The organism is Ruegeria sp. AE3, assembly GCF_056542225.1.
Genome location: NZ_JBQFZL010000002.1, coordinates 360,885 through 375,234, shown reverse-complemented (window position 1 = coordinate 375,234; position 14,350 = coordinate 360,885). Strand labels below are relative to the sequence as shown.

Annotated in this window: 12 protein-coding genes; 8 read left to right on the top strand and 4 right to left on the bottom strand. The window is 54.3% G+C overall.

Annotated elements, in window-relative coordinates; translation table 11 throughout:
• Positions 1-395 precede the first annotated feature (395 nt).
• Positions 396-1,556 (bottom strand): rhamnan synthesis F family protein, encoded by a 1,161-nt coding sequence (locus ACR0NZ_RS08635; RefSeq protein WP_480518255.1) that lies wholly within the window; start codon positions 1,554-1,556, stop codon positions 396-398.
• An 810-nt stretch (positions 1,557-2,366) separates the two neighbouring features.
• Here ACR0NZ_RS08635 and ACR0NZ_RS08630 point away from each other — a divergent pair.
• The 6 genes from ACR0NZ_RS08630 (at position 2,367) to ACR0NZ_RS08605 (ending at position 10,902) form a co-directional block, all read left to right on the top strand.
• Positions 2,367-4,637 (top strand): methyltransferase domain-containing protein, encoded by a 2,271-nt coding sequence (locus tag ACR0NZ_RS08630; protein WP_480518253.1) that lies wholly within the window; start codon positions 2,367-2,369, stop codon positions 4,635-4,637.
• A gap of 66 nt (positions 4,638-4,703) precedes the next feature.
• Positions 4,704-5,570, top strand: coding sequence for a glycosyltransferase family 2 protein (locus ACR0NZ_RS08625; protein WP_480518251.1), 867 nt, complete (start codon positions 4,704-4,706; stop codon positions 5,568-5,570).
• A 364-nt stretch (positions 5,571-5,934) separates the two neighbouring features.
• Positions 5,935-6,732, top strand: coding sequence for an inositol monophosphatase family protein (locus ACR0NZ_RS08620; protein WP_480474406.1), 798 nt, complete (start codon positions 5,935-5,937; stop codon positions 6,730-6,732).
• 4 nt (positions 6,733-6,736) lie between these two features.
• Positions 6,737-8,431, top strand: coding sequence for a Na/Pi cotransporter family protein (locus tag ACR0NZ_RS08615; RefSeq protein ID WP_480518249.1), 1,695 nt, complete (start codon positions 6,737-6,739; stop codon positions 8,429-8,431).
• 153 nt (positions 8,432-8,584) lie between these two features.
• A complete protein-coding gene (locus ACR0NZ_RS08610) occupies positions 8,585-9,685 on the top strand; it encodes an alpha/beta hydrolase (protein WP_480474404.1) in 1,101 nt (366 codons plus the stop codon).
• Positions 9,682-10,902, top strand: coding sequence for an MFS transporter (locus ACR0NZ_RS08605; RefSeq protein ID WP_480518247.1), 1,221 nt, complete (start codon positions 9,682-9,684; stop codon positions 10,900-10,902). Before ACR0NZ_RS08610 ends, ACR0NZ_RS08605 begins: the two co-directional genes overlap by 4 nt.
• On the opposite strand, the gene ACR0NZ_RS08600 is transcribed toward ACR0NZ_RS08605, so the two are convergent.
• The 3 genes from ACR0NZ_RS08600 to ACR0NZ_RS08590 are packed head-to-tail and all read right to left on the bottom strand — an operon-like array spanning position 10,899 to position 13,185.
• A complete protein-coding gene (locus ACR0NZ_RS08600; RefSeq protein ID WP_480518245.1) occupies positions 10,899-11,486 on the bottom strand; it encodes a Smr/MutS family protein in 588 nt (195 codons plus the stop codon). The genes ACR0NZ_RS08605 and ACR0NZ_RS08600 overlap by 4 nt on opposite strands.
• Positions 11,486-12,526 carry a murein transglycosylase A gene (mltA, locus tag ACR0NZ_RS08595; RefSeq protein ID WP_480518243.1) on the bottom strand — a complete coding sequence of 347 codons (1,041 nt, stop codon included), beginning with the start codon at positions 12,524-12,526 and terminating at the stop codon, positions 11,486-11,488. The genes ACR0NZ_RS08600 and mltA overlap by 1 nt, the downstream gene beginning before the upstream one ends.
• Positions 12,523-13,185: a Tim44/TimA family putative adaptor protein gene (locus ACR0NZ_RS08590; protein ID WP_480474400.1), complete on the bottom strand. Its 663-nt coding sequence runs from the start codon at positions 13,183-13,185 to the stop codon at positions 12,523-12,525. Before ACR0NZ_RS08590 ends, mltA begins: the two co-directional genes overlap by 4 nt.
• Positions 13,186-13,293: 108 nt before the next feature.
• Here ACR0NZ_RS08590 and ACR0NZ_RS08585 point away from each other — a divergent pair, with 108 nt between their 5' ends.
• Both ACR0NZ_RS08585 and secB read left to right on the top strand, forming a co-directional pair.
• Positions 13,294-13,794, top strand: a complete 501-nt coding sequence (locus ACR0NZ_RS08585; RefSeq protein ID WP_480518241.1) for an FxsA family protein — start codon at positions 13,294-13,296, stop codon at positions 13,792-13,794.
• 54 nt (positions 13,795-13,848) lie between these two features.
• Complete coding sequence (secB, locus tag ACR0NZ_RS08580; RefSeq protein WP_209506872.1) at positions 13,849-14,349, top strand: protein-export chaperone SecB; 501 nt, start codon at positions 13,849-13,851, stop codon at positions 14,347-14,349.
• The last annotated feature ends 1 nt before the right edge of the window (position 14,350 follow it).

Below are 14,350 nucleotides of genomic sequence, written 5' to 3'. Positions count from 1 at the left end.
CTGGATCAACGACCACGACCTCGAAGCCCGCGCCCAAAGATTCGGCAAAAACGAATACGGAAAATACCTCAAAAACCTGCTCAACCAGTAGACTAAGCCAGCGGCATCTGCTTCGGTAAGGCGATCCCAGAAACTTCGTAAATTGAATAAAGAGGATTTCGTTCCTGATCCCGCAACTGAACATTATGGCTTTCACTGGCGGTAAGGTGTCTCGCGCGCTCTCCTGCGCTTGCCGGTGGATCGTCAATCATGATCTGTCGGACAAACCGGATCAAAACCAAACTGATCGGCATAAGAGAAGAGCCACTAAACACTAACAGATCCCGTTCAATTTTCGTGGAGCGGTTCAGTCTTGCTTTGCCCAGTCACAGCCGGAATCCTGAAGCCTGTTTACTTCACTGTATATGAGCTTCCGCGTCTTGGCGTACTATTCTGGATGCTTCTTGTTGAATGTCCTGGCCCACCGGCCCTTGGATTCGGGAAATAATTGCCAACATCAACCCAGCCCCCTTCGGAGATAGCCACAGCGGAGACTTTTTGAGAAACTGAAAACCACGATTAGACAGGGTGTAGGCTGGCAGGCAATACGCACAGGCGTAACGCGACACAGTTGTCAGGATAAAAGCAATACGATCGGAACGCCCATCTGCGCTGTGTGCGTCAAGGCTCAAAACTTGCTCTTTTACTGTATCCAAGGCAACGTCGCCGGGAATGATAAGTTCCCGCGCAACCCTATCGACTTCCTTGTCCGTCAGGGCTGCCAATTCGCGGTCAAGCGCATCAACCTCGCATGTGGCACGATGCGTATACCCATGCTTCAGAATCCATTGTGACAACCCAATTTCGCCACGGCGTACCGTTCTTGTTTTGTCATTTCGAATTTCGAGTTTTCGCCAGTACTTTACAAAATCTGGGTTTCTTAAGATTGCTGGACCAATACCAAGCGCATAAGAAGCATAGTGGAAATTTCGATGCGTCACTCGAAACTTCCACGTAATTTCCCGAAAATTCGCCGGATCGACCCGAGGCATCGCAAAATTGGATGTAGCAGCTGCGAAATCGACATTTAAATCGCGGGCGTCATCAAACCAACTGCGTTGCTGTGGGACCAACCATGCGGAATCATTTAAGAGCCAAAGCCGAGTCAGCTCTGGGAAACGATTGGCCACCTCCAGTACGCCATCCCGGTACCCGCCAAAATCATATCCGAAGTTTGGACGTTCTATAATCAGTGAAGCGTGAGGGGTAAGTTCAGCAAAATCTGTCGTGCTGAGCGGGAGATTGGATACGACGATTGGGGAAATACCTGCCTGAACCATCTGCTCCAAGGCATACAGATGGGAAGGCAAGACTCCCGTTTTAGGAAAGATAAGAAATATCCCGATTTCTGAACCAAATGAAATTGCGCCTGGAGAACGCTTCACTTGGCGAGACAACACCCAATCGTAATACCGGCGGAGATATACATGCCGCAGAAGTTCGGCGGGTAGGTGCATGAGCTTGCGACCCGCGCGCGCGAATTCTCGCTGAATTTTCCATACCGGTGGTAAATTCATCCACTCTCGTCCAATTGTCGTTTCGATTTCTGTTTCCAGCCAGATCCGCCTGTCACCAGCAGACCGAAAACAGCAGTGAAAAGCAACTTTATCACTCTTGATCTATGTCTCAGCTGATACTGATTGGTTTGGGTTGCCTCTAACACACGACCTTGGGTTTCAAAACCCCAAACAAGAAAGCGGGCAACGCTAACGGCGGTTTCGGACTTTTCCTTAGTTTGCAGGTTAACTATTTTGCGGAATTTGTACTTAGTTCCCGAGCGGTTGTAGACAATGTCGCGCCCCGCCAAGGCCTGCAAATGCCTTTCCAGCCAATGAGGGTACTAGTAGTCGTCTCGGCCCTCGCCAGATGCGTTTGCAGGTATAATAAATTTGGGTCGTAAAAAAACATCGGTCGCGAAGAAGTCGCTAATTGCCAGCTTGCCTTGGTGTCTGTGTTATAGGTTGGCCTTGTTACGGGCGGCGCGCCTGGCTGGGCTATGAGTTACAGTCGCCGCTGGTTACTTGCGAAAAGGTGGAGGGCTGGCGCAGATGTTACAACCACGAAGCATCAGCACGAGCATTCCTCGTCGAAGCCGATTAAAAATGTGAAAGTTCCGACGCGACCTGATGAAAATGCGGGACACTCTGATCTAGGTGGCGAAAGATTGCTTAACAGCTCAATATGGTGGGTTGCAACATGCCTCACCTTCTGGGACATAGGGCCGTTCCGGTTGAGTTTTGAGCCTTGAAATTTAGTTATTATAACGGTCTGCGCGGGAAAACATTAGGCTCCTACGACACCGGCAATGAATATCACGGAGACCCCAAATGCATAAAGTCACATTTGATACTGAGACTTCCTCTGCTCCAAACGCTGGTACGTGCTACGTGTGCGGTGCGACTGAGTTTGAACCCGTTCTGACCGTCTCAAAAGCGCAGTTCCTTAAAGATGACCTAACCCTGGTAAAGTGCAAATCTTGCGCCAGTGTGTATTTTTTGGGCGACGATCCCGTAGTTGGTTACGACTTTGAGGGCTTCAACGAAAACTATTGGTACAATTACGTACAGAATGGTGCGGGAATTTCGGCTATGTTGGAACCCCTGCTGGGGCTCGACAAACCGCGACAGGGATCCGTGTTGGATGTTGGTTGTGGTTTTGGCTTTGTGCCGCATTTTTGGCAGGAAATGGGTTACGGCGAAGCTGTAGGCCTCGAGACCAGCAGGTACGGCCAGATTGGTCGGGAAATGCTAGGTACCAATATCATTCACAAGTACTACAATGATGCCGAGGAAATTCGCGGTCGGAAGTTTGATTATGTCTTCAGTAGTGAAGTGATCGAACACGTGACACGCCCACGTGAGTTTCTGGATGAAATCAGTCAAGGCCTGTCGGATGATGGCGTTTTAGTTCTGACCACACCGAGTGCGACGACGATTACTCCGGACTGCGAACCGACAACACTGATCGCCACGCTGTCCCCGGGTTTTCACTATTTCATCGCGTCCCGAAGTGCGCTGGAAAACCTTCTGAAGAGCGTTGGCTTTAAACATGTCGTAGTAAGAGACGCCGGACACAGGTTGTTTGCCTGGGCGTCGCACGCGCCGTTACCCAAGATATCAGACGGATTCCGCGACTGGGATGTTTACTTGGAATACCTGGAGAAGCTTTCCAACCATCCGGACAAGCACATTGCCAGTGGTGGAATGTACCGTTTGTTCAAGGACAGCCTGAATCTTGGCCGGACGAAACAGGCTGAAAAAATCTATCCTCGCTTCGAGGCATTGTTGAAATCAGAATTCAATATCGACTTCATGGACGTCGCTGCGTCCGAAAACTGGCGCCGCAAGCGCACCGGTCTTGAAAATGAGACCTACCCTTCATGGATGGGATGTGCCTTTTATTTTGCTGGCTTGCATGCTCAAAACTGTGGCCTAAGCAAACAGGTTCAGTTTGAGTTGTTTTCCGCCGCTGTGGAAACTATGCACCAAGAGCTGGAATTAGCTGCGCAGTTTGCCGGAGAGCCGGCACACTTTCTTCCATTTGCACAAAAACGCCTGTCGGAACTTCAGAGCACTTTTAAAAATACGCCTCCCTTTGCCATTGAGGAGGTTGCCCCGATTGAGCCATTGGAAGACGCAGAAGTATGCATTCTTTCGATTTATGCACCTGACGGCAAAATACTCCCTACAACTCAAGCTTACATCAAATCGCTGGCTGCAAACGGCATTAAGGTTGTCGCAGGTGTTGCTCTGGAAGGAAAACCTGCGTCAATACTTGCCGCAAAAGATCAATCAACCGACACAGCGCAGCTAATCGTGGACGCGGTGGATCGGGAGTCACTGGATGGGTCTTCCCTCATCGTTTTTCGCCAGAATTCCGGCTACGACTTCGGCATGTGGGCAGATATCTTGCGTGAATGCCCGCATCTCTGGCGCTCCAAACGGCTGTTTTTTGCAAATGACAGCGTCTTTGTTATCCCCAAACTCTTTGGTCCGATGATCCGGAAGATCCGAGAGTCTGAGGCCGACTTTGTCGCGTTGACTGACTGTAGCCTGCCCAAACCACACACCCAGAGCTACTTCTTTGCCTTGCAAAACAATGCGCAGAAGTCTGAAAAGCTGAGACGTTTCTGGGATCGCGTTGAGAATTTGAGGAACAAGTCGGACGTAATCGAAAACTACGAAATCAACCTCGGAGAGGTCGTAGCCGCCGATCCCGACCTCAGATCTGCAACGCTGTTTGGGTGCGATACTCTATTCGGATCGGCCCCTGTCGATCAGCTCCGGAAGTGGAATCCGTGCCATTTCTTCTGGGACCGTCTTGTCGAAAGTGGATTTCCGTTTGTAAAGGCTGAGCTTCTGCGGGACAATCCGATGAAGCTGCCTCTCGACACAGTGTATGATTTGTTGGAGCACTTTGGCGCTGACGTTACCATGTTCAAGGACAGCATCAAAACCTCGCGGAAAATTCGGTCTCCGCGCAGGGGTTCTTCTAAAAACAACACAGGAACGGGTTTCTATAGCTTGTTGCGCGAACTGAATCGTGCCCGCCTCAAAGTGAGAAAGCGGAGGCTTGCTGAGAAAGGTAAATCTTCCTAAAGGTCAGACGACCGGGAGATTCCTCCAGTCTTATCAAACTCCGAGATGTAAATGAACGGATAAGCATTGGAACCGCGTGTTACGATTATCAGTGTAACCTATAACAGCGCCAGCACTCTTCCTCAGATGCTGGCGTCGGTACCCGATGGTGTTCCGATAGTGTTGGTCGACAATGGTTCAGGCGATTTAGAAGAGCTAAAGCGGCTTGCACAACTCAAGAACGCCAAACTCATTCTAAACGACCAGAACATGGGTTTTGGAGTAGGGTGTAACCAGGGTGCAGCCGGGGTAGAGACGGAATACTTGCTGTTTTTGAATCCGGACGCGCGCTTAACGAGCGGCAGCTTGGAGAAGTTGCTGGCCGGTGCAGACCGTCACAAAACTGCTTCAGCGTTCAACCCCGCATTTACTCAAAAGTCTGGCAAAGGATTGCTGAAACGATCCAGTGTCTTGCTACCACGTAATAAGTGGTTGCGCGGGATTGAAACCGATACTGATTTACAGGTTCCGATATTGTCTGGCGCAGCGTTGCTTGTGCGCCAGTCGGCGTTCGAGAAGGTCGGTGGATTCGATGCAAATATCTTCTTGTACCACGAAGATGACGACATCTGTCTGCGTTTGAATGAACAAGTGGGGCCTTTGATATTCCTTCCCGACGCGGAAGTGACCCATATTGGTGGAGAATCTTCTCCCAAGAACCCAAAGATAGCTGCGATCAAAGCCTGGCACATGGGTCGCTCACGTGTTTACACAGCGCGCAAACACAAACGCCCGGCTCCTTTTTTGAATGCATTGATAAGTGCTTTGCTGCAGGTGGCTTCTCCTCTGGTTTTGTTTTCAAAACGAAAACGCGCCAAACAGGTGGCTTTTCTACGAGCTGTATGGTCAACGCGGAACTTGTCTTCATCGACTTCGGGCAAACAGCACGAGTAAAAACACACGGCTTTTTTCAAGCTTTCCGGCCCCCAACGGACCTCTGACATTGGGGTTTGACTGTTTTGCAGACAACCGGCCTGAGTCTGCATAAAACAGTCGGCGTGGTATTTCTCTAAATCCACACATTTATCTTGAATACGAGGTAATGTAAGATTTTTCTGTTGTATTTGGGTGGTTTTGTGGGATTACTGTGGAAACTTGTGGTGGAATTTGAGGACCCCGATGCAGCAAGACTCACTTCAGACAAAAAGTGAGTGTCAAAGGCTTTTGTTTGGGCTTTACCCAAACCGACGCCGACAAGGGGCTTTCTAACTTATCGCCTCCAATACCCGCGCTTCATCGCTAAACAGGATAGAATCGAATGCTGAATCCAAGGACCTCACAGACCGACGAAAGCGCCGACCTGCTGTCTCATGCGGTAAAGATAGCTGACCTGGCCAGCGAAGCAGCGCGGGGGTATTTTCGTGGCGCGCTGGGGGTCGAGTTCAAATCGGATGAAAGCCCGGTGACACAGGCCGACAAGGGTGTTGAATCCCAGGTTCGCGCCTATCTTGAACAGTATTTCCCCGATCACGGCGTCTTTGGAGAAGAACATGGGTTCGAAGGGCAGGAATGCCGCGAGGTTTGGATCATCGACCCGATCGATGGAACCCGGTCATTCCTGTCAGGTCATCCGCTGTTTGGATTTCTGTTGGGGCATCTGGTTGACGGCAAACCCGATATCGGCGTGATCGGCATGCCGGCGATAAATGAAGTGTTTACCGGCGTTTTTGGCCAGGGCGCCACGTTGAATGGCCATGCGATCACGACTTCGGCCCAAACGCGGCTGGATCAGTCCATTCTTTTTGTAAACGAAGGGGACAAGATCTATCGCGATCATCCGGCGTTATTCGACAGGCTGATGCAATCTGGACAGACCAGACGGTTCGCCTATGATTGCTACCCCCATGCCCTGCTGGCGGCGGGTCATGTGGATGCTGTGATCGACTATGATCTACAGCCCTATGATTACCTGCCAGTGCTGGCCGTGGTTGAAGCTGCGGGTGGGGTGATGACAGATTGGCAGGGTCAGCCGCTTGACTTGAATTCTGACGGCCGGGTAATTTCAGCGGCTACACCCGAGCTGCACGGGGAAATGTTGGACTTGGTGAACGGGTAGGATCATGGCGATAGTAAGCTTTCTCATCAGCCTGGCCGGAGCCACGATGCTGCTGCTTTACGCAGTGCGGATGGTCCGCACTGGGATCGAGCGCAGCTATGGAGCTTCGTTCCAGCGCCTCATGACGGGCCAAAGCCATTATGCGCAGGCGTCAATGGTGGGTATTGTGATGGCGGTGGTTCTGCAAAGCTCGGCAGCGGTTGCCCTTTTGACATCGGGTTTTGCTGCTGGGGGGTTCCTGACCTTTCCCACCGGTCTTGCAATCGTGCTGGGCGCTGATCTCGGTTCGGCGCTGATTATTCAGGTGTTGTCATTCCAGCTGGGTTGGCTGATACCTTTGCTTCTGGCGGTTGGCGGGTATCTGTTTGTCAAGACCGAGGCCAAGAGGCCCCGGCAATTGGGGCGCATCCTGATGGGGATTGCGTTCATCTTGATTTCATTGCGCTTTTTGCGCGAAGCCATGGACCCGATCCGGGACAGTGCCTTTTTGCCTGCCGTCGCCGAGTATCTGGCACGCGACTATATTACAGCGTTTCTGGTCGGCGGCGCGCTGGCCTTTGTCATGCATTCCTCGGTCGCGGCAATCCTGATGTGTGTGACGCTGGTCCAGATTGGTGCGATTCCGTTTGCCGCCGGGCTGTCGCTGGTATTGGGGGCCAATTTCGGTTCAGCCTTCATACCTGTTTGGCTGAGCCGGGGGATGGAGATGCCTGCCAGGCGCATACCTTTTGCCAACCTAGCCTTGCGCGGCAGCTGGGCGATAGTCACCCTTTTCGCGGCGACTGCGGCACTGCGTGCCGGTGTTCTGGGGGATTTGCAGGGCGGTCAGATGCTGGTCAATGCGCACCTGGCATTCAATGCCTCGTTGCTGGTGCTGGCGCTGCCCTTCTGCGGGCGATTGCGCGCGCCGTTCGAGCAGTTTTTTCCGGACCCGAAATCTGCGAACGCGCTGGCCCAGTCAGGTCGCCCGGCCAGTGCGCTGGACGTACGCACTGCTGGCAGCCCGTCCCAGGCGCTGTCCAGCCTCAAGCGTGAACTGCTCCGAATGAGTGATCTGGTCGAGTCGATGTTCCGCCCGTCGCTGGAATTGTACCGCAGCGGCGACAAGGACCAGATACGCGCCGTAAGGGACATGGACGAAGATGTGAACGACTGCCTGTCGGGTATTCGAAAATTCGTGGCTGCCATTCCCGAGGAGACATTCGGAAAGCAGAACGCAAAAGTGGCGCGCGACCTGATGGAATATGCAATCCGGCTGGAAACTGCGGGCGACGTTGTTGCCAAGCGGCTGACTGTTCTGGCGGGCGACATGCGGAAGAAAGGTGCTTCATTTTCAAAAGACGGCTGGTCGGAACTGGTTGAGATGCACGAAGGCATCCTCGCCAACCTCAAACTGGCCTCAAACGTTCTGATCTCGGACGATCTGGAAAGCGCCCGTCTGCTGAGCCTTGAGAAAACCGAAATCAAACGGGCCGAGCGTGACAGCCGCAAACGCCACCTCAAACGCTTGCAGCACGGCAGTACGGAAAGCTTCGAGACCAGCGATATCCACCTGGAAACCCTGCGCGCGTTCCGGGAATTCAACAGCCACATCGCTGCGGTGGCCTATCCGATCCTGTATCGAAACGGGCAATTGCTGGAAACACGCCTGATCGAAGAAATGCCGCGCAAAGAGCAGGGCGAGGACACAGAGGTCTAGGCTATCGGTACCGGCAAAGGTCGGTTTCGTAGGGGTACGGTCTGTTACAGATTGTACCCGCTCAGGCCGGTTTCTGCCGCTTTTGCGCGTAGCCGTGCTGGACGCGGGATTAGAATAAGGTAGCGTGTCGGCACTTGTTTCCGGGGGCTATCCGTGCTGCGTTTCTTAATCTTCATTCTGTGTCCGGTCGTGCTGGCGGCCTGCGTCGACCGGACGGTATCCGAAACGGTCCCATCTGCATTGAAAATCGGAACTCCCGAAACGGTTTTTGCGGCCACCACACGTGCGCGCGAGCCCGATGGCGCGTATGGATTCCGCCGCGCAGAACGCCTGCAATTTCTGGAAACGACCGTGTCGATACCACCGGGCCGTTCACCGGGAAGCCTTAAATTTTCATACGCAAACCCTGACCCGAGAAAGCAGTTCGTACTGGCAGAGGTCGATCAGCTAAGCGGGCCGCAACAGTTGAAGGACAGGCTGAGTGGGGCTGACGAAGTCACGATTTTTGTGCATGGCTATAACTCCACTCAGACAGAGACATTGTTCAGGGCTGCTCAGCTGTCACATGATATCGGTATTCCCGGTCAAATCCTTGTCTATTCATGGCCCAGCCGCGCGACAGGCTATGGTTATGCCTATGATCTGGACAGCATGTTGTTTGCCCGTGATGGGCTGGAGGAAACCATTCGTCTTCTCAAGTCGATGGGGGTCAGGCGGGTGGCCCTTGTGGCGCATTCAATGGGCGGCGCGCTGGCTATGGAGATGATACGGCAAACCGAACTGAAACAGCCGGGCTGGGCAAAGCGAAATCTGGAAGGTGTTATTCTGATCTCTCCCGATCTGGACGTGGATGTTTTTCGGTCGCAGATGAACAGTATCGACAATCCTCCTGATCCTTTTGTCGTGATGGTGTCCAAGAAAGATAAGATCCTGAACATTTCAGGTCGGCTGAGGGGAACCGCCGATGGTGAAAGGCTGGGCAATATCGGATCGGCCGAGAAACTGTCCGAATATCCGATTGAAATCGTGGATACGACTGCCTTCAACAGCGATGCGGAATCTTCCCATTTTGTGGCCGCCACTTCTCCGGCCCTGTTGACTATCCTCCGCTCCGTGCGCCGGGTCAGCGAAACCTTTGGGCGCGATGACCGGCGCGGGATCGACATCCTCGTACCGCCAAGCCAGCGCAATCCTGTTGGCGCAACAGAAATCGTGCTGACTGAAACCGGCCAGGCCCAGGTGAGCAATCCGTGACGCGGGTTTCCCTGCACCGGTTTCTTGTGGACAACGCGACCTGGCTTGCGACCGGCGTTCTGCTGACATTTCTGTCCAGTTTCGGGCAAACCTTTTTCATCTCGGTCTTTGCTGGTGAAATCCGCTCTGAATATGGCCTCAGCCACGGCGCATGGGGTGGGCTGTACACGTTAGGCACGACCCTGTCTGCAATCGTGATGATCTGGGCTGGAGGGTTGACGGATATCTTCCGCGTACGGGTATTGGGCCCAGTTGTGTTGGCGGGACTGGCGTTGGCCGCCATTGCAATGGCGCTGAACACCTGGCTGCTGCTGTTACCACTGGTGATCTTTCTGCTGCGGTTATTTGGGCAGGGGATGAGCACGCATCTTGCCGTGGTCGCAATGGCCCGCTGGTTCACGGTTACGCGGGGCAAAGCACTTTCCATCGCGTCCACCGGCTATGCGCTTGGCGAGGCGTTGTTGCCGCTGATTTTTGTTGGCGCCATGGCCTATCTGGATTGGCGCTGGCTGTGGGTTGCCGCGGCGGGCATCACGGTACTGGGTATTCCGGTTCTGATGCGGCTGCTGCGAGAAGAGAGAACTCCACAAAGCCTCGCCAACGCGTTTTCAGCATCGGGAATGCAGGGAAAACACTGGACCCGGCGGGACGCTCTGTTCCATCCTTTGTTCTGGTTTATGGTGCCATCAGTGCTTGGGCCATCCGCATTCATCACCGCATTTTTCTTCCATCAGGTTTTTCTGGCCGATGTGAAGGGATGGCAGCATATCCAACTGGTGGCTCTATTCCCGATCTTTACCGGAATATCTCTGTTTTCCATGTTTGTCGCAGGCTGGGCGCTGGATAAATGGGGGACCGCCCGGATCATGCCCTACTACCAGCTTCCGATCGCACTTGGGTTCGTCATTCTGGGCACAACCAATTCGATCAGCGGCGCGACCCTGGGGCTGGTCTTCCTGGCTTTGACCGTTGGAGCAAACAGCACATTGCCCAGCGCATTCTGGGCCGAATTCTACGGAACCCGGCATATCGGTGCGATCAAGGCGATGGCCGCGGCTGTCATGGTGCTGGGGTCGGCCATCGGCCCCGGCCTGACCGGCGTTCTGATTGACCTTGGCGTTTCGCTGAACACACAGTTCATCTGGGTTGGGGTGTTCTTCGTGCTGGTTTGCGTTCTGGTCCGAACAGGTATTTCCCGCGCCCGTCGGGATTTTTAGCGCATTCGTCTGAGATAGACATAATAAGCACCCTCGCCGCCATGACTGATATGCGCGGGGTTGATCTGCATCACCGCCTGCGCCAACGGCGGTATGGACAGCCAATGCGGCACTTGATTGCGTAATACGCCACGCGGCGTCGGGATTGGGCCGGGTTCGTCGCGGTCCTTGCCCTTGCCGGTTACCACCAGAACCAGTCGTTTACCTTGTGCCTGCGCGCTCAGGATAAAACGGATCAACGCAGGATGGGCCGTATCAACCCGCATACCGTGAAGATCCAGCTTGCCTTCGGGCTTTAGCTTACCGCGCTTCATCCGGCCAAAAGCCTTGATATCCATCTGAACAGGCGCGGCACGCAGCGCGTCCGTCAACGATGGTTTCAGATCGTTTGGCTTCGAGTTCGGCTGAAGGTTCTGACCAAGCTCAAACACCTCAAACCGGGGTTTTGGTGTTTTTCTGGGCCTGGGTTTCGGCAGGGTGGTCGGATGGACGGTCTGAGGACAGTCCGGATGCAGACGCTCGGCCTGTTTGGTGACCTTGCGCCAAAGCTCGATCTCATCGGTTGTCAGTTTGCGCCGGGTCATCAGAATTCATCCGGTAACAGGGCATAGGCGCGCTGAATAGGCAACAACAGAACCATCCGACCCGGATCTTTCAGCCTGCCCGCAGCCTGTCCGGCTTCTTCACCGGTACCGAAAAAGATGTCCGCCCGTTGCGCGCCTTTGATGGCCGCGCCTGTGTCCTGCGCGATCATTAGCCGTCGCAACGGGTTTTCACCGTCCTTTTCCACCCAGACAGGTGCGCCCAATGGTGTATAGGCGGGGTCCGCCGCAATCGAGCGCATTGTCGTGATCGACCGGTTCATCGCCCCCAAAGGTCCAAATTCGGGGGCAACGCGTGAAACTTCGCGAAAAAACACGTATGACGGGTTGTGAAACAGCAACTCGGCACCGGCCTCGGGGTTCTTGCGCACCCAGGCGCGGATCATCTGGGCGCTGACCTCATGCGCACCCAGAACCCCGCGTCGCACCAACTCGACACCGATCGACCGATAGGGGTGACCATTCGCACCACCATATCCAACCCGCAGCGCACCGCCATCCGACAATCGAATACGCCCCGAGCCCTGAATTTGCAGAAAGAACAGCTCAACTGGGTCGTCGACCCAGGCAATCTCTAGCCCGCGGCCCTGCATCACATCGCCGGTCAGGATGTCACGACGGCTCAGCCATGGTCCTTCCGCACGGGCTTCGGGTGGCATCTTGTAGATCGGGTATTTGAAACGGTCTGTCCGGGTGCGCGCGCCGTCAAGCTCGGGTTCAAAATAGCCGGTAAACAGGCCCTCTTTGTCATCCTCGACCAGAACAGGGCGGAAGAATAACTCGAAAAAGGCGCGGGCAGCATCCGGTTCATATGTTCTGGCCACACCACACAAGGCGCGCCAATCCGGGTCATCCAGATCAGCGCACGTGTTCAGAAAAACGGAAAGGGCCGAGCCGTGGTCGTCCTCCGCCCAGCCCTGCAGATCGTCAAACGACAGAATGGATCGCGTTGCCTCGGCTCCGGCAGCACTGGCGGTGGTCATTGCGCCCACCAGTAAAAGCGACCGAAGCGTTGCAATCATGCGTCCGTGGCGACAAGCAGCCAGTTCGGATCGTCCTTGCCCATGACACGGGCAAAGGTCCAGCTGTCCTTCTGGCGCTTCACGGTATTCGGGTTGCCTTCGACGATGTCGCCTCCGCGATCGCGCACGACCGAGGTCAGCTCTCCCACGAACTTCATCGTGATTTCGGCCTGGTTTGAGTCCTTGTCGAATTTCACATCCGTCAGGGTGGTTTCCCGCACGCCGATGAATTCAGCCTCGATGGTCAGGCCCTGATCTTCACGTGCTGCCACGACCGAAACGAAAGTCTCGAACACTTCTTCCGACAGGAAAGGCTGGATTTCATCCAGATTGCCCCTTTCAAACCCCATCACGATCATCTCATACGCACCGCGCGCACCCTGAACGAACTCGCCGACCGAGAAGCCGGGCTCGACACGTTTCATTGCAGCCAGGGTTTGCGCCTGTTCGCTGTCTTCGGCGACATGGTCGGTAATGTCATGATCCGGGCCGCCATCGATCACCTCGAAACCGCGGCGCGATTTATGCGCTTCGGGCTGTTGCTGCACAGGCGGTTTTTCAAAGCCTTCACGCGTGCCCAGTACGCTTTTGAGGCGCAGGATCAGGAAAATGGCAATTCCGGCCAGGACCAGGAGCTGGATCATAGGGTTGTCGCTCATTTCATTCTCTTTTCAACGCCGCGACTTTGTATACACGGCCTCATGCCACTATGTAGGTGACAGTGAGTGGCAAGTCCACAGCCCGGCCTAAGGGAAAGGATAACGCAAATGTATCTGTTCTTGGCATTTTTGTTGGTGCCCATAATCGAAATCGCGCTGTTTATTCAGGTTGGTGGTTTGATTGGGTTGTGGCCGACACTTGCCATCGTAGTGCTGACCGCGGTTCTGGGCACGGTTTTGGTGCGGACACAAGGTCGCATGGCGCTTGGACGGCTGCAACGGTCCTTTGCCGAATTGGACGATCCGACCGAACCCCTGGCCCATGGGGCAATGATCCTGTTGTCGGGCGCTTTGTTGCTGACACCGGGCTTTTTCACTGATGCCGTTGGTTTTGCGTTGTTAGTTCCCGGTATCCGCGTCGCCGTTTTCCGGTACCTGAAATCCAAGGTTACAGTAACCCAGTTCCAGATGGGGCCGGGCCCCGGATATCAAACCCGGGGGAACCCTTTCGATCAGGGCGATATCATCGATGGGGAATTCACCGAAGTTCGGCCAAAAAAAGACCCCTCGAAGCCTTCGAAATGGGTGGAAGGCCCCCACCAGCATTGAGGTGCCGCGCCCAACTTGCTAAGCAGTGGCGAATTTCATTTTTGGAGTAGATCCATGGCCGAAGAAAACGCTGCAGAAAACACTGCGGCCCAAGCCGCCCCGCAGGTTCAGATGCGTGTTCTGGGGCAGTTCATCCGTGATATGTCCTTTGAAAACGTGATGGCGCAAAAGGGCGTTTCCGGAGACGTACAACCGGAAATCGCCGTTCAGGTGAATCTGGATGCCAAAAAACGCGCGGCGGACCATCAGTTCGAAGTTTCGATCAAGCTGAACCTGACATCCAAAGCCAAAGGCATGGATGACATCTTGTTCCTGTGTGAACTGGACTATTGCGGAATGTTCCACGTGGAAGGTGTGCCGGAAGATCAGCTGCACCCGTTCCTGATGATCGAGTGCCCGCGCATGTTGTTCCCGTTCCTGCGCCGCATCGTCAGCGATATCACCCGCGATGGCGGCTTCCCGCCGGTCAACCTGGACAATATCGATTTCGTTGCGCTCTATCGCAATGAGTTGATGCGCCGTCAGGCCGAACAGGCCCAAAAAGCCGACGCGTAAT